Origin of the sequence: Aquitalea magnusonii, from assembly GCF_003202035.1 — a bacterium.
Classification (GTDB): Bacteria; Pseudomonadota; Gammaproteobacteria; order Burkholderiales; family Chromobacteriaceae; genus Aquitalea; species Aquitalea magnusonii.
Map to the genome: position 1 here is coordinate 275552 of NZ_QJKC01000003.1, position 22013 is coordinate 297564.

Consider the following 22013-nt stretch of genomic DNA (forward strand, 5'->3'; position numbering starts at 1 on the left):
ATGATACCGCTTAAGCAATTGATTGGGCGGCAGTGGAGGCTGGGTTGATCACCCGAAGGTTCTGCAATCTAACCGAATTTGATTTGGCCAAGACACTGATTATCAAAGCCTACCGGCGGTAAGCAATCACAGCCCACCACGCCTGAACGTGGTGGGCTTTTGCATGCTTGTGCAGTCCTTGGCGGGAGCCGCTGCGGCCCGGTTCCAGATTGCGGTAACGCCCTTGCCATCTTGGATGGGTGGCGTGGTCTTGTCAGCCGTGTTTACGTCACATTCTCTTTCCATGCCTTGCCGGGCTGCGCGGGGTATCCATCTGCACATCCATCGCCTTGCTCATGCACGCCATGTCGTCTGGTCGGGTGTTGGCGCTTGGATGGCCATCTTCCTTGCCTCTGCCCCCTGTCACAGCTGATAATCGCCCGGTGTCGTTCAATAACGGCACCGGGATTGGCGTCCCGTTGGAATCTCGGGAACTGCAGCGTTTGCACAGAGCGCTCCAGTTCTCACGCCATTGCTTTGCCATTCGACGGCAGGCCATGGCGGGAGTCTCTCCGGAGACGCCGGTTCCGAGATTCCGGTAACGCCAATCCTGCCATGTGCCTGCCACCCCCGATTGGCGTCGGGAATGCAGGTCAAAACCTAGTTCTCGGAGGGTTTTGCCATGAGCAGCACGCCTCGCGCTACCCCGCCGTCCGGGCGGTCGTCTTTTCCTTCTCCCCGTCAGTCTGATCCGCAGTTTGCCCAGTTCTTGCAGCACGCTTGCCTGCCGCTGGGGCCGCTGCATGCCAGCCTGGCCGCCATGCAGGCGGTGTTGGGCAGCCAGCCGGCACCAGCCGTGGAACTGGCCTGGCAGGATGTGCTGGCGGTCTGTCACCGGCTGGAGGTGCAGCTGGGCGAGGTGGATGTGCGCCTGCTGGAAAGCCGCCGCACGCTGGAAGGTTTGCTGCAGTTGCTGCATGCCGAGCATGCAGCCACGCTGGAGCCTGGCGACCTGTATCTGATCCTGCAGCATGTGCACCATCTGCTGACACGCACGCTGGAGGCCCTGCAGCGGGCTTAGCCGCTGGCCACACGCTGCGGTGGCGTGGCGCCGACTGGCCTGCCGGTGCAGGGTGGGCACAGCGGCGCTGCTGTTTTCTGCCGCCATGCCGGCCTGCGCGCTGCAAACTGGCCGGCAATCATGCCAGATAATTATTTTCATTCCTTAACATATTATTTACTTACTAATATCTTGATTTGGCTTTATTTAACAATTATTGTCCTGTGGCAATTATTGTTAAGAGTATTCAAGAAATGTGTTCCTTCAGACAAAAAGACATGGCCAGGCCGCCGCAGTCGCTAAAGGGCTTCCGCCGCCGTGCCGCGCACTGGATGATGCTTGGTCTGGATGCGCTGATCGAGCAGATGTGTGGCATCAGCATGCTCTGTCTGCTTATCCTGTTGACGCTGGGTTTTATGTTTTTCTTTAAATAACTGCCGTCTGCTGTTTTTCCTGCCTGCCGCTGGCCGGCGGCCTGCGCTGGTTTTATCTGCGCGGCGCGGCATCCTGTCGGCTTAAATACCGGCACGGTCCCTGCTGTTATCCTGTTTGCCACCTGTGCCCTTGCGGCATTGTCCTGCAATGATCTGGCGCTATTATCGTGGCCAAATCTTCCATGCCGATAATATTTGACTATCAAATGAATTGAAAATATCAATTCGCCTGCCAGCATTTTGATTTGCGCCATTTGATCTGCGACAAATCAGCCCGTCTTGATCTGCCTCATCTTGTCTCCCAACCCCGGCCACGCCTTATTCCGGTGATGCGGGTTTATTTAAGCTTGCATGATGCACGGCATAATTCCGGCTGCCATATGCATGCTGAACACCATGATTTAATAGCGATATTGATAATAAAAAGCCGTAACGGATCATTGCCAACACACCACAACACGCGACGCGCAGTGCGCAAACAGGATTTTCAACCGTAAATGGAGATGGCAATGCAATCCCTTAAATATCTCGGCATGATGTTTCCGCTATGGCTGGCATTAGCGGCCAGTGCAGCCCCCAGTATTCAAAGCGAGCCGATTCAGCCGATTGCCAAGGCGGTCATCAGGAACCCGGCCATGGTGGAATTGGGCAAGAAACTGTTTTTTGAACCGCGGCTGTCCAAGTCGGGTTTTATTTCCTGCAATTCCTGCCATAACCTGTCCACTGGCGGCAGTGACAATCTCAGTTCTTCGATTGGCGATCATTGGCAACAAGGGCCGATCCGTTCGCCTTCGGTGCTTAATTCCAGCCTGAATGTGGCGCAGTTCTGGGATGGCCGTGCCAAGTCGCTGCAGGAGCAGGCCAGCGGCCCGATTGCCAATCCGCGGGAGATGGCGTCCAACCATGTGCTGGCGCTGGATGTGCTGCGGTCGATTCCGGCTTATGTCAATGAATTCGACAAGGTGTTCGGCAACCGTAATGTGTCCATGCAGCAGGTGACCAAGGCGATTGCCGCTTTTGAAGAAACGCTGGTGACGCCGGATTCACGCTTTGACCTGTGGCTGAAGGGTAACAAGCAGGCGCTGAACGCGCAGGAGCTGCGCGGCTACCAGACCTTCAAGACGGCTGGCTGTGTGGCCTGCCATAACGGCCCGGCGGTGGGGGGGAATTCCTTCCAGAAAATGGGCCTGGTGTCGCCCTACCAGACCAGCAATCCGGCGCAGGGCCGGGCCGGTGTCACCGGCAAGGACGCCGACCGCATGGCGTTCAAGGTGCCGTCCTTGCGCAATGTGGCATTGCGTGCGCCTTATTTCCATGATGCCGGCGCCCCGACGCTGGAGGCAGCGGTTGCCACCATGGGCAAGCTGCAGCTGGGCCGGGCTTTCAATCAGCAGGAGATCGGCGATATTGTCGCCTTTCTGCATACCCTGACCGGCAAGCAGCCGCGGATCGTGCTGCCTATCCTGCCGGCGTCCAGCAATGACACGCCGCGGCCGACGCCCTTTAACTAGGCGCCGGGACTGTTGCGGGGTGGGGTCAGCCGCGCCCCGCGGCTGATGGTTCTGCGTCTACGACCACCAAGCGGTCTGCCAGCATGGCAGGCCGCTTGTTTTTCAAGCAAATAGTGGTTTTATCGCGACACAACATGGTTGTTCCCTGAAAAATCAGCAATGCCTGATGTAGCGCAAATGCCTGGCCGGGCAGCGGCCGGATCATGGCAAACGCGTCGCCGGCCACCGCAGGCAGGAGCCACAGCCGGCGTGGCGCTGCCGGGGCATGGCGGGTGGCCATGGCCGGCTTCATTTCTGTAGCAGTTTCAGCAAAACATGTCAGTTAGATTTATGCAAAATTTGTAAATTTTGCTTTCAAAACGGCTGATCATTACCCTATGCTCTTAGCTGAAACGGTTTAGCCCATACTATGCGTATGGGTTTAATCCGGCCGATTATCGCTACTTGTTGATTTCGGGATACATGATGACCATTTCCAAAAAATTATTGCTCACCTTGTCGATTGCTCTGGCCGGCATGCTGCTGGTTGGTGGCTATGCCATCCATGCTCTGCATGCCGGGCAGCAGCGCTTTCAGTATGTGCAGGGCAATACCTTGCCCGATCTGAAAGTCATGCAGAACACGCTACGGGCGGTGGCGGATATCCGCGCCAATACCCTGCGCCATGTGCTGGCCAGTAGCGCCGAGCAGAAAGCCGAGGCGGAAAAAAACCTGGCAGATGCCGACCAGCGCTTTGATGCGCTGATGAATGCCTATCAGATCAACGAGGCGGCCAGCGCCGAGGATCACCAGCTGCTGGAGGCCGACAAGGCGGTCATGGCGCAGTACCGCGCAGGCCGGGACAAGATTCTGGCCTTGTCGCGCACGAACCAGACCGCGCAGGCAGTGGAGCTGATCAACAGCGATTTTGCCAGGACCGCCACCCAGCTGATGGCGGCGGTGGAGCAGCATGCCAAGTTCAATTACCAGCTGGCCGAGCAGCTGGCGGCAGAGAATGACCGCACTTACCAGACGGTATTTGCCGTGGCGCTGGGCCTGATGGCGGTGGCGCTGCTGGTGACCGGCGCGCTGGCGCTGATGCTGTATCGCAACATCCGCCATGGCCTGGCGTCGATCCAGCGCACCATGGAGACGGTCAGCAGCCAGCGGGATTTCCGCCTGCGCGCGGACAGCAGCAGCCAGGATGAAATCGGCCGTACCGCCCATGCCTTCAACCAGTTGCTGGATGGCCTGCAGCAGGCGTTTGGCCAGCTGGCCGATGGCGCGCACCAGGTTAAGCGTTCGTCGCAGGAGCTGGCGCAAACCGCCAACGAGGTGTCGATGGCCTCTGGCGCGCAGAGCGAGGCATCGGCCAATATCGCCGCCACCATCGAGCAGATGACGGTGAGCATCAACCATGTGGCCGACCAGTCGGCCCAGCAAAGCGCCGGTGCCAAATCGGCCCAGACGCTGGTGCTGGACAGCAGCGGCATCATCGAACAGACCATCCACGACATTCACCAGATTTCCCAGGTGGTGACGGTGTCGGCCGGCAGCATTCACGAAATGGAGGCGCATAGCGGCGAGGTGGCGACCGTGATCAATGTGATCCGCGATATTGCCGACCAGACCAATCTGCTGGCGCTGAATGCCGCCATCGAGGCCGCCCGTGCCGGCGAGCAGGGCCGCGGCTTTGCCGTGGTGGCGGACGAGGTGCGCAAGCTGGCCGAGCGCACCACCAAGTCTACCCAGGAGATTTCTTCCACCATCGAGGCCATGCTGGGCAATGCCGAGCAGGCCACCGCCCAGATGCAAAAGGCGGAAGAGCTGGTGAAAGTGGGCGTGACCCGCGCCGATCAGGCCGCGGTGGCCATGCGCCGGATTGGCGAGCTGGCCGACAGTGCGGTTCAGGGCAGCGATGCGGTGGCCGCCGCCATCCAGCAGCAGGGCGAGGCCAGCAACAATATTGCCGCCATGGTGGAAAGAACGGCGCAGGCGTCGGAACAGGCCAGCGCGGCAGCCCAGCATACGGCGCAAAATGCCGCCCAGCTGGACGAGATGGCGCGGATGCAGGCGGATATTCTGGCGCGCTACCAGGTGTGATGGTGCCGCCATCCCGGGCCGTGCCCAGGGCGCGGCCGGGGGGCTGACTCAGGCCCTGGTATTGATCAGCGAGCCGACATTGCCACCCGGACTGCTCGGTTGCTCTGCCTCCGGGGTGGTGGTGGACGGTGCCGGCGCAGGTGCCGGACGATTGTTGCCATTGGTTTTGGGCATATAGCTGCCATAGCTGCTGGCGGGTGAAATGGGCATGGCCATCTGGTTGACTCCTGGCGGTCTGGTGGTGATATCTGGATAGTCCCGGCACAAGCCAGCAAGCCCGGCAGGGATGCCCGCTTACTGCAATATCCGTACCAGCGGCTTTGCCGGCTGATTTTTCCTTTCTTATCGCGCCCTTACCTTTCCTTACCTTTGCTGACGCCAATCTTGCCGCTGCCTGGCAATCTTTGCCGCCGCCTGCCGCTTGGCGCTGGCCGGCGGCATGGTAGCTGGTGGTCGTGCCCGTGGCCCTGCCCGCGTCGGCCACTAAGCCCTGCTCACCCAACCGCGTAGCAAACCCGGGCCAAGGCGCACCGACGCAGACAGTACCAAGAGTAGGGCAAGCAGGCGCGGGGGTTTTGTTAGCGGGTCTGGCTGCTGGCGGCGTCCGGCGGCGGCAGGCAGTGCTGCAAGCCTTCCAGAAACACGCTTTCCGCCGTACTCAGCTTCTGTTCGCGATTCCACAGCAGATAAAGATCCAGATCGGCAATGCCGGCAGCTGGCGGCAGCCGCCACAGCTCGCCTTGCGCCACATCGCGCGCCGCCACGTGTTCCGGCAGGCTGCCGATGCCATAGCCGGCGCGCACCAGCCGCCGCACTTCTTCCAGGCTGGAAGAGGCGGCAATGACCTTGCCGGTATAGCCCTGCTGGTCGCGGAAGATGGTCAGCGGCGACAGGTTGCCGCCGATCTGGTCGCTGATGAAGCTGACGAAATCCTGCCCCTGCAATGATTCCAGCGTCAGATCGCGCCGGCCGAACAGGGGATGGCTGCGGCCGCAGTAAAAAGCATAGCGCTGGGTGATGAGACAGCGCCGCTCCAGCCTGGCATGCGGCAGGCGGCACAGGCCCAGCCCCAGGCTGGCGGTTTTTTGCAGCAGGCCGCTGATGATGTCGGCGCTGCGCATGACTTCCACCTCCAGCTCCACCCGTGGGTATTGCTGGTGAAAGTGCGCCAGATAGGCGTCGTAGTGCGCGGCCTCCAGCCCGGTGGCACACAGTATGCGCACCTTGCCCAGCATGTCCTGGCTGCGCTGTTGCAGCGCGCCGCCCAGCCGCGACACATGGCCGTAGATGTCGCTGGCGATGCGGTAGATTTCATCGCCGCTGGCGGTCAGGGCAAAGCGTGTCCCCTGCCGCAATATCAGTGTGCATTGCAACTGTTCTTCCAGCCGTTTCAGCGCCTGGCTTACCGCCGACTGCGTGATATGCAGGCGCGCCGCCGCCCGGCTGATGCTGCTTTCCTGTGCAATTACCAGATAAGTCCGCAGCAGATTCCAATCCAGCCTGTCGCTTAGCAACCGTGGTCCTGCTGTCATGTTGGCCTGGGTCGGCCCTGTTGTTTTCGCCATATTCGGCCCGCCGGTTTGTTATTAATTTTACTTATTCCAAATTTCAGTTTTGATAATTTTACTAATGATAATGCCCATGCGATAAACCCTCAACGCGCCGCCAGAGCGCAGTCCGACGTGCATGACGCCCGCTCAAGAACACGCATCCACAAAGAGGAATCCACCATGACCCAAGCCTCCAGCCAGTCGCGCCGGGCTGCGGCGGCAGCCTTTATCGGCACCACCATCGAGTTTTACGATTTCTACATCTACGCCACCGCTGCCGCCCTGGTACTGGGGCAGGTGTTTTTCCCCAGCAGCGACCCCACGCTGAGCACGCTGGCGGCCTTTGCCACCTTTGCCGTCGGCTTTATCGCCCGCCCCATGGCCGGGGTGGTGTTCGGTCATCTGGGTGACCGGCTGGGGCGCAAGAAAATGCTGCTGTTCACCATGGCGCTGATGGGCGTGGCCACCGCCGGCATCGGCCTGTTGCCCAGCCATGCCAGTGCCGGCATCTGGGCGCCCATCGGCCTGGTGACCCTGCGCTTCATCCAGGGGATTTCGGTGGGGGGCGAGTGGGGCGGGGCCGTGCTGATGGCCAGCGAGCACGCTCCGGCCCGGCGCAAGACCTTTTATGCCTCGTTTGCCCAGCTGGGCAGCCCGGCCGGGCTGATCCTGTCGCTGATCGCCTTCCGGCTGGTCACCGCGCTGGATCAGGCCGACTTTCTCAGCTGGGGCTGGCGTCTGCCCTTTCTGGCCAGCGGCCTGCTGATGTGCGTGGGCCTGGCCATCCGCAGCGGCGTGGAGGAGTCGCCGGAATTCAAGGCGGTGCAGGCCGGGCAGGACACGGCCCGCTATCCGGTGCTGGAAGTGCTGCGCGATTGCTGGCGGGAAATCCTGTTCGCCGCCGCCGCGGTCACCATCGGCTCGGCCGGCTTCTTCTTCACCAACACCTTCATGATCACCTATGTGACCCAGTACCAGGGCATTGCCCGTTCCACCATTCTGGACACGCTGTTCCTGGTGACCATCCTGCAGTTCCTGTCGCAGCCCTGTTCCGCGCTGCTGGCCGAGCGGATGGGCGAGGGCCGTTTCCTCAAGATCGTCGCGCTGCTGTGCGTGCTGCTGCCCTATCCGATGTTCCTGCTGGTGGAGACCGGCGACATCCTGCTGATGACCCTGGGCATTGCCATGGCGGTGGTCACCCTGTCCGGCCTGTACGCGGTGATAGCCGGCTACATGGCGGAAGCCTTTCCGGTACGGCTGCGCTATTCCGGCATTTCGCTGGCTTACCAGCTGATCTGCGCCGTGGCCGGCGGCACCACGCCGCTGATCGGCACCTGGCTGGCCAGCGAGTTTGCCGGCCAATGGTGGCCGCTGGCGCTGTTTTTCTCGCTGCTGTCCCTGGTGTCGTATGTCGGCGTGTGCGGCTTGTCCCGCCTGCGGCGGCAGGGCACTTCCCCCGAACTGGTCTTTGTCCGTTAACTCCTGGAGAACCTCATGAATCAAGCGGCCCGATTTTCCCCTGAAGAATGGCAGGCACGCTGCGAGCTGGCAGCGCTGTACCGGCTGATCGCCCATTTCCGCATGACGGACATGATAGACACCCATATTTCGCTGCGCATACCCGGCCCGGAGCATCATTTCCTCATCAACCGCTACGGGGTGCTGTTCCAGCACATGCGCGCCTCCGACCTGGTGCGCATCGACCAGCATGGCAATGTGCTGGGCGGCGACCAGCAGGTGCAGCGCGTCAACAAGGCGGGCTTTGTCATCCATTCTGCCGTACACATGGCACGGCCCGACCTGCACTGCGTGATACATACCCATACCGCGGCCGGCATGGCGGTGTCGGCGCAGGAGCATGGCCTGCTGCCGATCACCCAGCATGCGCTGAAGTTTTACGGCCGGCTGAGCTACCACGAATACGAGGGCATTGCCCTGTCGCTGGAAGAACGCGAACGGGTGGTGGCCGACCTGGGCCCGCGCAACAAGGCGCTGATCCTGCGCAACCACGGCCTGCTGGCCGGTGGCCGCTCGGTGGCCGAGGCCTTCCACGAAATCTATTTTCTGGAACGCGCCTGTCAGGCACAGGTGCAGGCCATGGCCGGCGGCGCGCAGCTGCACTACCCCAGCGCAGCGGTGCGCCAGCACACCGCCGACCAGTTTGCCCGTGACGACGAGGAGGAAATCATCGCCCTGGGCTGGCAGGCGGCGCTGTCGCTGATTGCCGATCAACAGGAAAGCTACGCCTCATGAACACGATCGTCCTGCTGAGCGATGATGCCGAGCTGATCGCGGAATTGCGCCAGGCTTTTGCCCAGGTGTCACCCGAACTGCGCGTGGTGGAAGCCCACGAGGCGGCTGCCGCCACCGCGGAAGTGGCCGCCTGCTGGTTTCCGCCAGCCGGCAGCTGGCAGTCCCTGCCGCGGCTGCGGCTGATCCATTCCATGTCCGCCGGCATCGAGCATATCGGCCAGGCCGACAGCCTGCCCGCCGTGCCGGTATGCCGGGTGGTGGACCCGGAACAGCGCCAGGGCATGGTGGAATTCATGCGCTGGGCGGTCATCCACTATCAGCGCCATTTCGACCTGGTGCTGGCCAACCAGCAGCAGGCGCGCTGGCAGCGCCCGCCGCAATGCCCGGCCCGTGACTACCGGGTGGGCGTGCTGGGGCTGGGCTCGATGGGCAGCGCCGTGGCACAGGACCTGGCCGGGGCCGGCTATGCGGTGCGCGGCTGGTCGCGCAGCCCCAAGACGCTGGCCGGGGTGGACTGCCACCACGGTGACCATGGCTTGCAGGATTGCCTGGCCGGGCTGGATCTGCTGATCAATCTGCTGCCGCTGACCGCCGCCACCACAGGGCTGCTGGACCGCCGGGCATTTGCCGCCCTGGCCCGCGGCGCGGTGCTGGTGAATGGCGGTCGTGGCCAGCATGTGGCAGAAGCCGACCTGCACGCGGCCCTGGCCAGCGGCCAGCTGCGCGCGGCCTTGCTGGATGTGTTCGAGCAAGAACCGCTGCCCGCCGCTCACCCGTGGTGGCATACGCCGGGCGTCACCGTCACCCCGCACATGGCCTCGGCCGCCTCGGCGCGCTGCATTGCCAGCCAGATCGCAGAAAACACGCGGCGGCTGGCCAGCGGCGCAGAGCTGCTGCATCGCGCCGACCCGGCGCTGGGCTACTGATGCCCGCCACGCCAAGCAATATTGAGGAGAACAAGCATGCTGACCGTGAATGGTCCACGTTTATGGAATAGCCTGATGGACATGGCCAAGGTCGGTCCCACTGCCGCAGGCGGCAATTGCCGGCTGGCCTTGTCGGCCGAGGATTTCGCCGGCCGCGCCCTGTTTGCCGACTGGTGCCACCAGGCCGGCATGAGCCTGGATACCGATGCCATCGGCAATCTGTTTGCCCGCCGCGCCGGGCGCGACCGCCAGGCCAATCCGGTGGTGATGGGCAGCCATCTGGACACCCAGCCGGCCGGTGGCCGCTTTGACGGCATCTATGGCGTGCTGGCCGGGCTGGAGGTGGTGCGCAGCCTGAACGATGCCGGCATCGTTACCGACAAGCCGCTGGAAATTGCGGTATGGACCAATGAGGAAGGTGCGCGCTTCACCCCGGCCATGCTGGGTTCGGCGGCGTTTTGCGGGGTGCTGCCGCTGGCCACGGCCCTGGCGGTGGAGGACATGCAGGGTATCAGCGTGGCCACCGCGCTGGCCGGCCATGCCGGCAACCTGCCGCTGGGCCGGCCTTTTGATGCCTATTTCGAGGCCCATATCGAACAGGGGCCCATTCTGGAGCAGGCCGGCCTGCCCATCGGGGTGGTGACGGGCGGCCAGGCCATCTGCTGGCTGGATGTGCTGGTGACGGGCCGCCCGGCCCACGCCGGCACCACGCCCATGGCCTTGCGCCACGATGCGCTGTTTGCCGCCAGCGCCATGATAGGCCGGCTGGAGCAGCTGGCGGCTGCGTTCAGCCCCTACGGGCTGGTGACCGTGGGGCAGCTGCTGATTCCCGGCTCCTCGCGCAATACCATTCCCGGCCTGGTGCGCTTCACCATCGATCTGCGCCATCATCAGGACGCGCAGATCGCGGCCATGGAAGCACAGACCCGCAGCCTGCTGCAGCAACTGGCAGCAGAGCGTGGCCTGACGGTCGATATCCAGCGGCACTGGTTCAGTGCCGCCACGCCGTTCGACCGCGACTGCATCGGCGCGGTGCGCCAGGCGGTGACGGCGCTGGGCTATCCGCATCAGGACATTGTCAGCGGAGCCGGCCACGATGCCATCCATCTGGCACGGCATTGTCCCACCACCATGATCTTCATCCCCTGCGTGGAAGGCATCAGCCACAACGAGGCGGAAAACGCGCTGCCGCAAGACGTCAGCATGGGGGCGGATGTGCTGCTGGGGGCGGTGCTGCTGCGCGCCGGCGGCCAGCCACCAGGCTGATGCCGGGCAGGGTTCAGTCGCTGGTCACCGCCATGTCATCCGTCGCCAGCTGTAGCTGGTTGCGCCCTTGCTGCTTGGCGCGATACAGCATGCGGTCGCAGCAGGCCAGCAGGTCGGTGGCATGGCGCAAGCCGGCCAGGCTGGACAAGGCCGCCCCCACGCTGATGGTGAGATACGGCTGGCCGTCCGGGCGGTACTCGTGTGCTAGCTGCAAGGCGGCCACTTGCTGCAGCAGGCGCTGGCCGATGCGCCGCAGCTCATCCTGGCGGCCGCTTTGCAGCAGGATGGCAAACTCCTCGCCGCCATAGCGGAAGGCTCTGGCCTGCCCGCTGCGCAGGCTGCCCACCATGGCACTGGCCACCTCGGCCAGCACATGGTCGCCCGCCAGATGACCATAGTGGTCGTTATAGGGTTTGAAGTAATCGATATCGATCAGCAGCAGGGCAAAGGGCCGGCCATGCTGGCCCATCTGCTGCCAGAACTGCTCCAGCTGCAGGTCGAAGGCGCGGCGGTTGCCCACCTGGGTCAGCGCATCGGTGGAGGCCAGCATTTGCAGCCGCCGGTTGAGCGAGGACAGTTCGTTCTTGCTTCTGGCCTCGGCCTGCGCAGCATAAAAAGCCAGCCGCACGCTGCTGGTGGTGTTCCAGCTCATGAACAGGCAGAACAGCAGCACCGGCAGGTAGACCAGCGAAAACACCAGCAGCGGCTTGCTGTCATGTGGATTCATCAGCGCCACATTGCCCATGATCACCAGCGAAATGGCCAGCGAGCTGGCCACGGCGCCCTTGAACGATACCCGTACGCCCAGGTTGGCGAACACGATGAAAATCAGCGAGGCATAGAGAAAGGTGGGCACATCCGGCGAATGGCTGCGCTTGAGCAGCTCGAACCAGGCCACGGTGGCTATCAGGTCGTGCAGCGGCATCAGCAGGTCCATCAGCAGGATGTTGCGGCGGCGGCCGAACACCAGCCAGATATCCAGCATGGCCACCAGCAGCAGGACACTGCGCAGCAGCAGCGATGTCTGCGCCATGTCGGGAATCAGCAGGGCATCGGCCAGCACGTAGGAGAAAAAGGCCAGCGCGGCGATGATGTTGGTCAGCAGCAGGAAACCGCGATGGTGCTGCCAGATATAGCCTTCAAATTCCGGCCACAGTGCCTTGGGGATGTTGACCCGCCAGCGGCCTGGCAAGGCCAGTGGCTGGTCTGATGCGGTATTGAACACGGGACCTGGCTTCGGCATGCAGCTGCCATGAAGGGGGAGCGCCCAGTTTAGGCCAAGCGCCCTGACCCGTCCACCGCAATAGGCTGTCGTCATTATTCTCGTTCAATACCCCCTGCGGCAGCGGCTGCCGGCCTGCGCTTCAGTCCGGCCACAGCACATAGGATTTGCGCACGGTTTCCGTCACTTCCCACACGCCCGCGCTATTGGCGGGAAAATACAGGGCATCGCCGGCGGCAATATCAATCGGGCTGCCGGCGTCGGGAATGAAGCGGCAGCGACCCTGGATAAAGTGGCAAAACTCCGCCTGCATGATCTGGCGGCGCCAGCGCCCCGGACTGCACTCCCAGACGCCGGTTTCCACGCCGTCCGGCCGTTCCACCGCATGAACGGCCACGGTGGAGACGGGCTCGCCCAGTGGCACGGCCACCGGGCTGGGGGCGGACAGCAACAGGTCGCCGCATTGCGGCAGCAGGGTAATCGACATGCGGTTTCTCCGATGGCAGGCACGGCCTGCAAATGGTCTGGTGGTGGCGGGCGGCGGTGGCTAGCGCATCAGGCTTTCCATGCGGTCGGCCAGCCGCTGCGCCAGCCGGCGCTGCCAGGACGGGCTGGCGGGGTTATTCAGCGTCTGGTCTTCCCAGACAAAGCTCTTGATGATGGCGTTGTAGCCCAGCCAGCGCAGCGGCTCCGGCTCCCAGCGGCCCAGGCTGGCCACGGTTTTCACCCAGGGCTGGCGGGTCAGCAGCGTCTCCTTGCCCAGCAGCAGCTCGGCCAGCGTGCGCCCGGCCAGATTGCTGGCCCCCACCCCCTCGCCGCCATAACCGCCGGCCCAGGCCAGGCCATGGGCGGCATCGCACACCATATGCGGCTGAAAACGCCTTGCCGCGCCCAGATTGCCGCCCCAGCCATGGCTGATGCGCACTCCGGCCAGCATGGGGAACAGCTCCACCATCAACTGGCGGCGCAGGGCGATTTCGTCTGCTGTCAGGCTAAAGTCCTGGCGCAGCTTGCCACCAAAGCGGTAGCCCCCCCGCGCGCCAAACACCAGCCGGTTGTCGCGGCTGCGCTGGCCATAGCTGACCTGGCGGCTGTTTTCGCTGAAGGCTTCGCCATGGCGCAGGCCGATCTCCTCCCACAGCGCATCGGACAGCGGTTCGGTGGCGATGATCAGGCTTTGCACCGGCAGCTGGTATTGGCCAAACGGCGGCAGCGTGGCGGCATAGCCTTCCACTGCCGGCACCAGCCAGCGCGCCCGCACCCGGCCATGGGCGGTGCGCAACTCGCCGCTAGCCAGGGAGTCGACGCGGCTTTCTTCGTAAATGGTCACCCCCATGCGCTCCACACATTGCGCCAGGCCGCGCACCAGCCGCGCCGGCTGGATGGTGGCCACATGCGGCGAATACACCGCGCCATACGGGGTGGCCAGCCGCAGCCGCTCATTCAGCTGGGCCACATCCAGCCAGCGGTAATCGTCCGCGCCATGGCCGTGGGCGCGCCAGTCGGCCAGTTGCTGGCGCAGACGGGCTTCCTGCTCCGGATAGCGCGCGGCGCAATACAGCACCCCGCCCTTGCGGTAGTGGCAGTCGATGCCTTCGCGGGCGATGACGCGGCCCACTTCGTCGGGAATGTCATGCAACAGGGCGCGGCTGAGGGCGCGCGCTGCCGGGTCCAGCCCGGCCAGCAGCCGGTCTTCGCCCAGCACCTCGCCTATCACCCAGCCGCCATTGCGGCCGGAGGCGCCAAAGCCGGCGATCCGGGCTTCCAGCACCACGATGTTCAGATCAGGCGCCTGCTGTTTCAGGTAATAGGCGGTCCACAGCCCGGTATAGCCGGCACCGACAATGGCCACATCGGCCTCGATATCGCCAGTCAGCGCCGGGCGCGCTGCCAGGCTGTCGCCCAGTTGTTCCATCCACAGGCTGATAGTGTGTGTTGCGCCCATAGGCCGGCCTCCATGCAAGAAGCATGCAGCTTAATCCGGCGGCGGCGGGCTGGTCGTCTGCGCGGACCCGCACGGAAAACGCCGCAACCAGGCGGCGGGGGTCAGCCCGGTATGGTCACGAAAACAGCGGTAGAACACCGACAGCGAATTGAAGCCGGCGGCAAAGGCCAGTTCGTCCACACGCACATTGCCGCTGGTGGGCAGCTTATCCAGCACATGCTGCAGCCGCGCCTGATTGACGTAGCGGTAAAAGCTTTGCCCCAGCACCTGATTCAGCAGGTAGGACAGCTGGTTGCGGCTGTAGCCGGTGGCGGCGGCCACCGCGGCCAGAGTGCAGTCGGCCTGCAAATACGGCTGCTGCTGGCGGAAATAGCTGTGCAGGTCTTCCGCCATGCGCCCCAGCTGGCGCGCCGACAGGCCCAGCTTTTGCAGCGGGCTGGCCACGGCGGCCGCGGCGGACGCTGCCGCCGGGCCGCGTTGCAGGGTGGCATATTCGCGCACCTGCCAGATCAGGCCGTCGCGCACGGTAATGGCTTCGCTGCTCTGAAACGAAGCCTGGCCGCCACGCAGCACCAGCTGGTACTGGATGAAGGCGGTGTCGCCATCCACGCGGATGCGGTCGCAGTGCTCCAGCCGCTCGGCCACGCCCTGCGGCAGCGAGGCTTGCACATAGTCGCGCAGCTCGGCCAGATGAAACACGCGGTTTTGCAGGAAGTCGTGATAGGCGATGTCCGGGTGGTACAAGGCCAGAATGTCGTCCAGCCGGCGCTGTTGCCACGCCTGGTGATAGCGCAGCACCACCTGGTGGGTGGCGGGCAGAAAACCCTGGCAGTCCGGTGTCGGGAGCTGGTGCATGATGGCTGGCGGTAAAAGCAGGGAAAATCAATGTAGTGCAAAGCGTGGTGGCGGGCCAGTGTTTTGCCCTGCCCGCCCTCCCTTTCACACCCCCAGCAGCTGCTGGCGCTGGCGGGCAAACTGCCGGCATTGCTGCTGCAACCACTGGCAGAACAGCTGCACGCGGCGGTCCTCCGGCCGCAGGCTGCGCAGCACATAGCGCGCCGGTGCGGCTACCGTGGCAGGAAACAGCTGTTGTACGCGGCCTTGCTGCAGCAGTTCCAGCACCTGGGCGGCGCGAGCCATGGCCACGCCCTGGCCCTGACAGGCGGCGGCCAGCGACAGGCTGGCCAGATTGTATTCCCGCTCCTGCCACGCTCCGGGGGCAAAGCGGAATTCCGCTGCCGCGCCTTGCTGCCAGCAGTCCCACTCGGCAAATGGCGGCGCGCCGTCCCAGGCGGCGCTGTCATGCAGGCGCGTCAGGCTGTTTGCTGTCGCCAGTGCCGGCTGGGCCGCCAGCAAAGCCGGGCTGGCCACCGGCAGCAGCACTTCATCCAGCAAGGGAATACCGGGCAAATCGGCCATCTCGTCCGGGTCGTAGCGGATGCTGACATCCACCCCGGCCGCCAGCATGTCCTGCCGGTTCATGCGCTGGAATTCCGCGCGCAGGCGCACCGGAATGGCCGGGTATTGCTGCTGGAAGGCGCTCAGCCGCGGCATCAGCCAGTCCAGGGCAAAGGATGGCGCACAGCTGATGTGCAATACGCTGTCCTGCCGCGCCAGCTGTTGCAAGGTGCTGTCGATGTCTTGCAAGGCGGCGCTGACGCTGCGGTATAGCGCCTGCCCCTGGGCGGTGAGTTGCAGGCGGCGGTGCTGGCGCACAAACAGCGGGTAGCCCAGCCGCTGCTCCAGCTGGCGCATCTGCTGGCTGACCGCACTCTGGGTCAGGTGCAATTGGCTGGCGGCGGCAGTAAAGCTGAGCAGACGGGCCGCCACGTCAAAGCAGCGCAGGCTGGCCAGAATGGAGGCATCCAGCATTTTGCATAAGTCCTGCTAATGGTTACAGCAGCAAGTATCGCTTTTTCCTGCCAGGAATACAGCCCTAGAATGTCAGGCAGTTGATACCACTGGAGCCTGTCCCATGTCTGCGCCGCTGCCACCCGCACTATTAGCCACACTGCAAGTACGCCAGCCCCTGCTATGGCTGAACCCGCAATTGGGCAGCGCCCTGCCTGCCAGCGCCCCCACGGCGCAACAGGTCCAGGCGGCTGCGGCGCGCTTGCAACGCTGTGCCGGCCTGCTGGCCATGCTGTTTCCCGAGCTGGCCGCCACCCAGGGGCAGATCGAATCCGCCTTGCACGATGCCAGCGCCTTGTATGCCCAGCCGCCATACCACGGGGTGCAGGGGCGGTGCTGGCTGAAGGGCGACCATGCACTGCCGGTGGCCGGTTCGATCAAGGCGCGTGGCGGTTTTCACGAGGTGCTGGCCCATGCCGAGACGCTGGCCTTGCAGCACGGCGTAATACAGCCGGAGGACGACCGCCGCCTGCTGGCCAGTCCGGATGCCCGCGCCCTGTTTGCCCGCCACAGCGTGGTGGTGGGCAGCACCGGTAATCTGGGCCTGAGCATCGGCATCATGGCGGCGGCGCTGGGCTTTCAGGCGGTGGTGCATATGTCGGTGGAGGCCAAGGAATGGAAGAAGGCGCGGCTGCGCCAGCGCGGCGTCACCGTGGTGGAACATGCCGGCGACTATGCCGCCGCCGTGGCGGCGGGCCGTGCCACTGCCGAGGCCGACCCCAACAGTTATTTTGTTGATGACGAGCACTCGCTGCCGCTGTTGCTGGGCTATGCCGCCGCTGCCGCTGCGCTGGCGGCACAACTGGCGGCGCAGGGTGTAACGGTGGATGCGGCCCACCCGCTGTTTGTCTACCTGCCCTGCGGGGTGGGTGGTGCGCCGGGTGGCATCGCCCACGGCATGAAGCTATTGTTCGGCCCGCATGTGCATTGTTTTTTTGCCGAACCGGTGGCCTCGCCCTGCATGCTGGTGCAGTTGGCCAGCGGCGGCGATGCCCCGCTCTCGGTGTACGACATCGGCCTGGACAACCGTACCGAGGCTGATGGGCTGGCGGTGGGCCTGGCTTCGCCCTTGGTGGCGCCCTTGATGCGGGCAGAATTGAGCGGGGTGTTTACCGTTGGCGATGATGATTTGTTCCGCCAGCGCCTGCTGGTGGAAGACCACTGCGCCATGGCCGTGGAACCCTCGGCAGCCGCGGCGGTGGCCGGGCCGCACTGGCTGTGCAATAGCCCGGCCGGGCAGGCTTATCTGGCGGCACACGGCCTGCAAGGGCAGCTGGCAGACAGCCATCACCTGATCTGGACTACCGGCGGCGCGCTGGTGCCGGCCGAGGAACACCAGCGCTTCCGTCAGCGCGGCCTGTTATTGCAGGGCTGAACCAGCGGCAAACTGCAGCGCGGCCAAGCGCGCATACAGCGGCGAGCTGTGCAGCAGTTCCTCATGCCGCCCCTGCGCCACAATGCGCCCGCCTTCCAGTACCACGATGCGGTCGGCTTCTTTCACCGTGGCCAGGCGGTGGGCAATCACCAGCGTGGTGCGATTGGCGGCGGCACGTTCCAGTGCCTGCTGCACCAGTTGTTCGGATTCGGCATCCAGCGCGCTGGTGGCTTCGTCCAGCAGCAGGATGGGCGGGTTTTTCAGGATGGCGCGGGCAATGGCAATACGCTGGCGCTGGCCACCGGACAGCCGCACGCCGCGCTCGCCCAGATAAGTGGCATAGCCTTGCGGCAGGGCCTGGATGAAATCGTGGGCGGCGGCAGCACGGGCGGCGGCATAGACTTCTTCATCCGTGGCGTCCGGCCGGCCATAGCGGATGTTTTCCAGCGCGCTGCTGCCAAAAATCACCGAATCCTGCAGCACCACGCCAATGTGCTGGCGCAAGTCGGCCAGCGCCAGTTGGCGGATGTCGATGCCGCCCAGGCTAATCTGCCCCTGTTGCGGGTCGTAAAAACGCAGCAATAGCTGGAACAGCGTGGACTTGCCGGCACCGGAGGGGCCGACCAGCGCCACATGTTCGCCGGGGGCCAGCTCCAGGTCGATGTGGCTGAGCGAGGGCTGCTCCGGCCGCGAGGGGTAGGCAAAGCTGACCTGCTGCAAGCGCAAGCGCCCGGCCACCGGCAAGGCATGCGGGTGGGTGGGTTCGGTTACCGGCGAGGCCAGTTGCAGCAGCTCCATCAGCCGCTCGGTGGCCCCGGCGGCGCGTTGCACATCGCCCCATACCTCGGCCACTGCACCAATCGCCCCGGCGGTGACCACCGCATACAGGATGAACTGCGCCAGCAGGCCGCCGCTCATCTGCCCGGCCAGCACTTGCTGCGCGCCCAGCCACAGCACAAACACGATGGCACCGAAAATCAGCATGATCACCGCCACCGTCAGCAGCGAACGGGCACGGATGCGCGCCAGCGCGGTGGCAAAGCTCAGTTCCACCGAGCCGACAAAGCGTTTGGCCTCTGCCGCCTGCTGGTTGAAGGCTTGCACGGTGGGAATGGCATTGAGCACTTCACCGGCCATGGCGCTGGAATCGGCAATGCGGTCCTGGCTGGACTTGGACAGTGCCCGCACGCGGCGGCCAAACAGCACGATGGGCAGCACCACCAGCAATAGCGTCACCAGAATGTAGCCGGTGAGGCTGGGGCTGGTCATGGCCAGCATCACCAGCCCGCCCAGCATCAGCAGCACATTGCGCAAGCCCATGGACAGGCTGGTGCCGATCACCGTCTGCACCAGCGTGGTGTCGGTGGTCAGGCGCGACAGCACTTCGCCGGTCTGGGTGGTTTCAAAATACTGCGGACTCATGCTGATGACGTGGCGGTACACCGCGCTGCGCACATCGGCCGTTACCCGCTCGCCCAGCCAGGACACCAGGTAAAAACGCCCGGCGGTGGCCAGTGCCAGTACCACCGCCACGCCAAACAGCATCAGGAAATACTGGTTGATATGACCGGCATTGCGGCTGGAAAAGCCCTGGTCGATCAGCACGCGAAAGGCCATGGGCAACACCAGCGTGGACACGGCGGCCACGCTGAGTGCCAGCAGCGCCAGCCAGGCACGGCGGCGATAAGGACGCATAAAGGGCAGCAGACCCAGCAAGGGGCTGATGCGTTGCAACAGGGGACGGGCGACGACAGGTGTGGACATGGAGCAAAAGACAGAGTGGAGGCGTCGTCAGGCTACACCATGCCATCGCCCACTGCCATGCATACCGGTGAGCGGGTCGCCGGCAGCGGGTTGCGGCGCTTATTTCAGCTTGCAGGTCTTGATGCCAAAGGGCAGATAGGCCGGACACCAGCGGATCAGCCCGGTGGCCAGCGGCACGATGCCGATCCAGCCCCACACCGGCAGCAGGCCGGCCATGGTGGCGATGATCAGGGCGATGCCAAAGACGATGCGCAGGGTGCGGTCGATACCGCCTACATTGGGGGACATGCTGTTCTCCTCGGTTCAGGGCCATGCGGGATGGCGATGAGGAGAGGCTAGGCCGTGGCACCGCCCGCGTCAGTGACTAGGTCACACAGCGCGGCCAGCAGGGGCAAAACGGCGATAAAAACCACAGCTTACTTGCCGGCAAGTTGCTGCAGGGCGCCAGCATCCAGCAGCTGCAGCTGGCCACGGCCAAGGCGTATCCAGCCGCGGCGTTCGAATTCCTTGAGCTGGCGGCTGATCACTTCGCGCGCGCTGCCCAGCTCGGCCGCCACTTCCTGGTGCGTCAGCTTGAGCGCCGACTGGCCACGGGCACGCTGCAGCAGGCAGGCGGCCAGGCGCTGGTCGATGCGGCCAAAGCTGACTTCCTCGATCAGCAACAGCAGGTCGGCAATGCGGCTGCCATAGGCGCGGAACACGAAATCGCGAAAGGCCGCCGAGCTGGCCAGCAACTGGCGGAAGGCCGGAATCGGCAGTGCCTGGGCCTGGATGGCGGTTTCGGCCACGCCTTCGGCATCGTAGTCGGTGCCGCTCATCAGGCAGGCGGTGGTGACAATGCAGGTTTGTCCGTCTTCCACCCGGTACAGGGTGATTTCGCGGCCGTTTTCGCCCACTTTCTGCACCCGGATCTGCCCCTGCTGCAAAAACAGATAAGCCTGGCAGGGGCTGCCCTCGCGGAACAGCACGGTGCCAGCCGCAGCCTGCATGGTCTGGCTGTGCGCCAGCAGCTGGGCGCGGCTGGCGTCGTCCAGCCCGGCCAGTGCGGCAAAGGCGCGGGTCCAGTCGTTCATGCTGCCGTTTCCGGCAAGAGGCCACGCGCTTGCAGTTCCTGGTACACCCGCAGTGCCACCCAGGCGTCGTTGCCGGCATAGGCTTGCTGCGCCGGGCTTAGCGGCAGGCGCGACCAGTTGGTGGTGGACAGTTTTTTCGATTTGCGGAAGTACTGGCCAAACAGGCGAGCCACCGCCTGCACCGCGCCCACGGTAATGCGGGCGTCCTCGGATGGCAGCAGATTGCCCAGGTCGATCAGCCCGCCGCATTCCACGCCCAGCCGGCTTTTCAGCAGGGCGCGGTCGGACACCAGGTCGAAACCTACCAGCGGATGGGCCGGATCGGCCAGCAGGGCCTTGATTTCCTCCGGCAGCACGCCCTTCACCACCGGCACCAGCCAGGCACGCTGGCTGTCGGCCAGCTGGATCAGGTGCGGGCCGTCCGATTCCTCGCCCTTGCGGAAGGTGGGCTTGGATTCGGTATCAAACCCCAGCAGCGGTGCCGCCAGCAGGTCGGGCAGCGCGGCGGCCAGCGCCTGCGGGCTGTCCAGCATGCAGACCTGGTCTGGGGTGAGCGCCGGAAACAGCGGCATGGTCTTGATTTCTTCGCGGGGGATTTGCCGGGTGAGGGACATGGGTGGCCTTGCAAGAGGGTTTGCGCCGCCCCTGCACAAAGCGGCAGCAAATCCGCATGATACGGAAAGCGCTGCCGCTTTTCACCCCGCTTGTTGCTGCTGGCCCGGCCGGCGCTGCGGCCATGCGCCGCGGACCGGCCTGGCCTTTATGCGCCGATCATCTCCAGCAACTGACGGAAAAGCCTGCTATCCGGCTTGGACAGCTCATTGACCAGGCTGAAGTGATTGTTGCCGCTATCCTCGATCAGCCGCACATCCAGCCCCAGCTCCAGAGCGGCATGATGGTAAGCCAGGGTCTGGTGGCGAAAGCCGTCGGTCTCCTTGCCGCCCACGCTCAAGCGCAGCTTGCCTGCCTGCGGCGCCGGTGGCAGGCACAGCAGCGGGCTGAGGCGGGCCGCCTGGTCCGGATACAGCCGCAGCCAGTCATTGACATAGATGTCGCACAGCGGACGGATGTCATACAGGCCGCTCAGCGCCAGCGCACCCTTGATCACGTCTGGCGGCAGGCCGTAATCCTGCTGCCAGTCCTGGGCATACAACATGCCCACCAGATGGGCGCCGGCCGAGCTGCCGCCGACATAGATGCGTTGCGGATCAATGCCGTATTGCGCGGCATACCGGTACAACCAGGCAATGGCGCTGCGCACTTCGCGCACCACTTCGGCCAGGGTGGCCTGCGGCAGCAGGGTGTATTCCACCGTGGCCAGCGCCACACCATGCTGGTGCAAGGCCGGAGCCATGCCACAGGCTTCTTCCTTGCGCTGCGAATGCCAGTAGCCGCCATGGATGAACACAAACAGCGGCGCGGGCTGCTGGCAGGCGGGAAACACATCCAGCCGCTCGGCCGCAGCCATGCCATAAGGCAAATCATACAGGCCGGCTACACGGGCCTTGGCCTCTATGGCCAATACCGCATATTCCTCCATGCAGGCGTCAAAATCCGCCACCGAAGCGCGCGCATTGTATTGCACGGCTCGGCTGGCCAGGTCGGGAAAAGTCAGGTCAATACGCATCTCTGGTATCCACGCTGTTGTGTCAAGGGAGCTCA

General features: G+C 64.2%; 22 protein-coding genes. 8 read left to right on the top strand and 14 right to left on the bottom strand.

Going from position 1 to position 22013, the window contains the following annotated elements; genetic code table 11:
- Positions 1–661: 661 nt before the first annotated feature.
- Positions 662–1060, top strand: a complete 399-nt coding sequence (locus DFR38_RS04915) for a hypothetical protein (RefSeq protein ID WP_146215915.1) — start codon at positions 662–664, stop codon at positions 1058–1060.
- Between the two features lie 226 nt (positions 1061–1286).
- Here the strand turns inward: DFR38_RS04915 and DFR38_RS20890 are convergent, their stop codons facing one another.
- Entirely contained in the window at positions 1287–1727 is a 441-nt protein-coding gene (locus DFR38_RS20890; protein ID WP_146215916.1) for a hypothetical protein, read from the bottom strand.
- Positions 1728–1982: 255 nt separating this feature from the next.
- Between DFR38_RS20890 and DFR38_RS04925 the strand changes: the two genes are divergently transcribed.
- Complete coding sequence (locus DFR38_RS04925; RefSeq protein WP_204377460.1) at positions 1983–2984, top strand: cytochrome-c peroxidase; 1002 nt, start codon at positions 1983–1985, stop codon at positions 2982–2984.
- Between the two features lie 25 nt (positions 2985–3009).
- Here the strand turns inward: DFR38_RS04925 and DFR38_RS04930 are convergent, their stop codons facing one another.
- On the bottom strand, positions 3010–3264 hold the full coding sequence (locus DFR38_RS04930; RefSeq protein WP_146215917.1) for a hypothetical protein: 255 nt from the start codon (positions 3262–3264) through the stop codon (positions 3010–3012).
- Positions 3265–3446: 182 nt separating this feature from the next.
- Here DFR38_RS04930 and DFR38_RS04935 point away from each other — a divergent pair, with 182 nt between their 5' ends.
- Positions 3447–5066: a methyl-accepting chemotaxis protein gene (locus DFR38_RS04935; RefSeq protein ID WP_059285837.1), complete on the top strand. Its 1620-nt coding sequence runs from the start codon at positions 3447–3449 to the stop codon at positions 5064–5066.
- A 48-nt stretch (positions 5067–5114) separates the two neighbouring features.
- Here the strand turns inward: DFR38_RS04935 and DFR38_RS21185 are convergent, their stop codons facing one another.
- Entirely contained in the window at positions 5115–5282 is a 168-nt protein-coding gene (locus DFR38_RS21185; protein WP_158527689.1) for a hypothetical protein, read from the bottom strand.
- Between the two features lie 362 nt (positions 5283–5644).
- Positions 5645–6598 (bottom strand): LysR family transcriptional regulator, encoded by a 954-nt coding sequence (locus DFR38_RS04940; RefSeq protein WP_110313084.1) that lies wholly within the window; start codon positions 6596–6598, stop codon positions 5645–5647.
- 198 nt (positions 6599–6796) lie between these two features.
- Here DFR38_RS04940 and DFR38_RS04945 point away from each other — a divergent pair, with 198 nt between their 5' ends.
- Genes DFR38_RS04945 through DFR38_RS04960 form a run of 4 tightly spaced genes read left to right on the top strand, consistent with a single transcriptional unit; the run spans position 6797 to position 11061 of the window.
- A complete protein-coding gene (locus DFR38_RS04945) occupies positions 6797–8095 on the top strand; it encodes an MFS transporter (RefSeq protein WP_059285836.1) in 1299 nt (432 codons plus the stop codon).
- Positions 8096–8110: 15 nt separating this feature from the next.
- Positions 8111–8869 carry a class II aldolase/adducin family protein gene (locus DFR38_RS04950; RefSeq protein WP_059285835.1) on the top strand — a complete coding sequence of 253 codons (759 nt, stop codon included), beginning with the start codon at positions 8111–8113 and terminating at the stop codon, positions 8867–8869.
- The gene (locus tag DFR38_RS04955) at positions 8866–9795 is read left to right on the top strand and encodes a 2-hydroxyacid dehydrogenase (RefSeq protein WP_110313085.1); all 930 of its coding nucleotides are present in this window, start codon (positions 8866–8868) and stop codon (positions 9793–9795) included. The genes DFR38_RS04950 and DFR38_RS04955 overlap by 4 nt, the downstream gene beginning before the upstream one ends.
- Positions 9796–9831: 36 nt before the next feature.
- Complete coding sequence (locus DFR38_RS04960; RefSeq protein WP_110313086.1) at positions 9832–11061, top strand: Zn-dependent hydrolase; 1230 nt, start codon at positions 9832–9834, stop codon at positions 11059–11061.
- Positions 11062–11074: 13 nt separating this feature from the next.
- Here the strand turns inward: DFR38_RS04960 and DFR38_RS04965 are convergent, their stop codons facing one another.
- The 5 genes from DFR38_RS04965 to DFR38_RS04985 all read right to left on the bottom strand — a co-directional run bounded on the left by DFR38_RS04965 (position 11075) and on the right by DFR38_RS04985 (position 16100).
- Positions 11075–12304, bottom strand: a complete 1230-nt coding sequence (locus tag DFR38_RS04965) for a GGDEF domain-containing protein (RefSeq protein ID WP_082693775.1) — start codon at positions 12302–12304, stop codon at positions 11075–11077.
- Positions 12305–12425: 121 nt separating this feature from the next.
- The gene (locus DFR38_RS04970; protein ID WP_059287526.1) at positions 12426–12770 is read right to left on the bottom strand and encodes a cupin domain-containing protein; all 345 of its coding nucleotides are present in this window, start codon (positions 12768–12770) and stop codon (positions 12426–12428) included.
- A 60-nt stretch (positions 12771–12830) separates the two neighbouring features.
- Positions 12831–14228: an NAD(P)/FAD-dependent oxidoreductase gene (locus DFR38_RS04975; protein WP_110313087.1), complete on the bottom strand. Its 1398-nt coding sequence runs from the start codon at positions 14226–14228 to the stop codon at positions 12831–12833.
- A 30-nt stretch (positions 14229–14258) separates the two neighbouring features.
- Positions 14259–15083, bottom strand: coding sequence for an AraC family transcriptional regulator (locus DFR38_RS04980; RefSeq protein ID WP_059286661.1), 825 nt, complete (start codon positions 15081–15083; stop codon positions 14259–14261).
- 84 nt (positions 15084–15167) lie between these two features.
- Positions 15168–16100: a LysR substrate-binding domain-containing protein gene (locus DFR38_RS04985; protein WP_110313088.1), complete on the bottom strand. Its 933-nt coding sequence runs from the start codon at positions 16098–16100 to the stop codon at positions 15168–15170.
- Between the two features lie 103 nt (positions 16101–16203).
- Here DFR38_RS04985 and DFR38_RS04990 point away from each other — a divergent pair, with 103 nt between their 5' ends.
- Positions 16204–17514 carry a D-serine ammonia-lyase gene (locus DFR38_RS04990; protein WP_110313089.1) on the top strand — a complete coding sequence of 437 codons (1311 nt, stop codon included), beginning with the start codon at positions 16204–16206 and terminating at the stop codon, positions 17512–17514.
- Here the strand turns inward: DFR38_RS04990 and DFR38_RS04995 are convergent.
- The 5 genes from DFR38_RS04995 to DFR38_RS05015 form a co-directional block, all read right to left on the bottom strand.
- On the bottom strand, positions 17500–19278 hold the full coding sequence (locus tag DFR38_RS04995) for an ABC transporter transmembrane domain-containing protein (RefSeq protein ID WP_110313090.1): 1779 nt from the start codon (positions 19276–19278) through the stop codon (positions 17500–17502). The two genes, DFR38_RS04990 and DFR38_RS04995, sit on opposite strands and share 15 nt — an antisense overlap.
- Positions 19279–19377: 99 nt before the next feature.
- Positions 19378–19566: a YgaP family membrane protein gene (locus tag DFR38_RS05000; RefSeq protein ID WP_059286657.1), complete on the bottom strand. Its 189-nt coding sequence runs from the start codon at positions 19564–19566 to the stop codon at positions 19378–19380.
- Positions 19567–19694: 128 nt separating this feature from the next.
- A complete protein-coding gene (locus tag DFR38_RS05005; protein ID WP_059286656.1) occupies positions 19695–20351 on the bottom strand; it encodes a Crp/Fnr family transcriptional regulator in 657 nt (218 codons plus the stop codon).
- Positions 20348–20965 (bottom strand): 3'-5' exonuclease, encoded by a 618-nt coding sequence (locus DFR38_RS05010; RefSeq protein WP_059286655.1) that lies wholly within the window; start codon positions 20963–20965, stop codon positions 20348–20350. Before DFR38_RS05010 ends, DFR38_RS05005 begins: the two co-directional genes overlap by 4 nt.
- 146 nt (positions 20966–21111) lie before the next feature.
- Positions 21112–21978 (bottom strand): alpha/beta hydrolase, encoded by an 867-nt coding sequence (locus tag DFR38_RS05015; RefSeq protein WP_059286654.1) that lies wholly within the window; start codon positions 21976–21978, stop codon positions 21112–21114.
- Between the last annotated feature and the right edge of the window lie 35 nt (positions 21979–22013).

Bases quoted from the DNA above. Each gene is read 5' to 3' on its own strand.
- DFR38_RS04985 (WP_110313088.1), bottom strand. From the start codon at position 16,100: ATGCTGGATGCCTCCATTCTGGCCAGCCTGCGCTGCTTTGACGTGGCG.
- DFR38_RS05015 (WP_059286654.1), bottom strand. From the start codon at position 21,978: ATGCGTATTGACCTGACTTTTCCCGACCTGGCCAGCCGAGCCGTGCAA.
- DFR38_RS04995 (WP_110313090.1), bottom strand. From the start codon at position 19,278: ATGTCCACACCTGTCGTCGCCCGTCCCCTGTTGCAACGCATCAGCCCC.
- DFR38_RS04940 (WP_110313084.1), bottom strand. From the start codon at position 6,598: ATGACAGCAGGACCACGGTTGCTAAGCGACAGGCTGGATTGGAATCTG.
- DFR38_RS04965 (WP_082693775.1), bottom strand. From the start codon at position 12,304: ATGCCGAAGCCAGGTCCCGTGTTCAATACCGCATCAGACCAGCCACTG.
- DFR38_RS05005 (WP_059286656.1), bottom strand. From the start codon at position 20,351: ATGAACGACTGGACCCGCGCCTTTGCCGCACTGGCCGGGCTGGACGAC.
- DFR38_RS04945 (WP_059285836.1), top strand. From the start codon at position 6,797: ATGACCCAAGCCTCCAGCCAGTCGCGCCGGGCTGCGGCGGCAGCCTTT.
- DFR38_RS04975 (WP_110313087.1), bottom strand. From the start codon at position 14,228: ATGGGCGCAACACACACTATCAGCCTGTGGATGGAACAACTGGGCGAC.
- DFR38_RS05000 (WP_059286657.1), bottom strand. From the start codon at position 19,566: ATGTCCCCCAATGTAGGCGGTATCGACCGCACCCTGCGCATCGTCTTT.
- DFR38_RS04955 (WP_110313085.1), top strand. From the start codon at position 8,866: ATGAACACGATCGTCCTGCTGAGCGATGATGCCGAGCTGATCGCGGAA.
- DFR38_RS20890 (WP_146215916.1), bottom strand. From the start codon at position 1,727: ATGGCGCAAATCAAAATGCTGGCAGGCGAATTGATATTTTCAATTCAT.
- DFR38_RS21185 (WP_158527689.1), bottom strand. From the start codon at position 5,282: ATGGCCATGCCCATTTCACCCGCCAGCAGCTATGGCAGCTATATGCCC.
- DFR38_RS04980 (WP_059286661.1), bottom strand. From the start codon at position 15,083: ATGCACCAGCTCCCGACACCGGACTGCCAGGGTTTTCTGCCCGCCACC.
- DFR38_RS04970 (WP_059287526.1), bottom strand. From the start codon at position 12,770: ATGTCGATTACCCTGCTGCCGCAATGCGGCGACCTGTTGCTGTCCGCC.
- DFR38_RS04930 (WP_146215917.1), bottom strand. From the start codon at position 3,264: ATGGCCACCCGCCATGCCCCGGCAGCGCCACGCCGGCTGTGGCTCCTG.
- DFR38_RS04915 (WP_146215915.1), top strand. From the start codon at position 662: ATGAGCAGCACGCCTCGCGCTACCCCGCCGTCCGGGCGGTCGTCTTTT.
- DFR38_RS05010 (WP_059286655.1), bottom strand. From the start codon at position 20,965: ATGTCCCTCACCCGGCAAATCCCCCGCGAAGAAATCAAGACCATGCCG.
- DFR38_RS04950 (WP_059285835.1), top strand. From the start codon at position 8,111: ATGAATCAAGCGGCCCGATTTTCCCCTGAAGAATGGCAGGCACGCTGC.
- DFR38_RS04990 (WP_110313089.1), top strand. From the start codon at position 16,204: ATGTCTGCGCCGCTGCCACCCGCACTATTAGCCACACTGCAAGTACGC.
- DFR38_RS04935 (WP_059285837.1), top strand. From the start codon at position 3,447: ATGATGACCATTTCCAAAAAATTATTGCTCACCTTGTCGATTGCTCTG.
- DFR38_RS04960 (WP_110313086.1), top strand. From the start codon at position 9,832: ATGCTGACCGTGAATGGTCCACGTTTATGGAATAGCCTGATGGACATG.
- DFR38_RS04925 (WP_204377460.1), top strand. From the start codon at position 1,983: ATGCAATCCCTTAAATATCTCGGCATGATGTTTCCGCTATGGCTGGCA.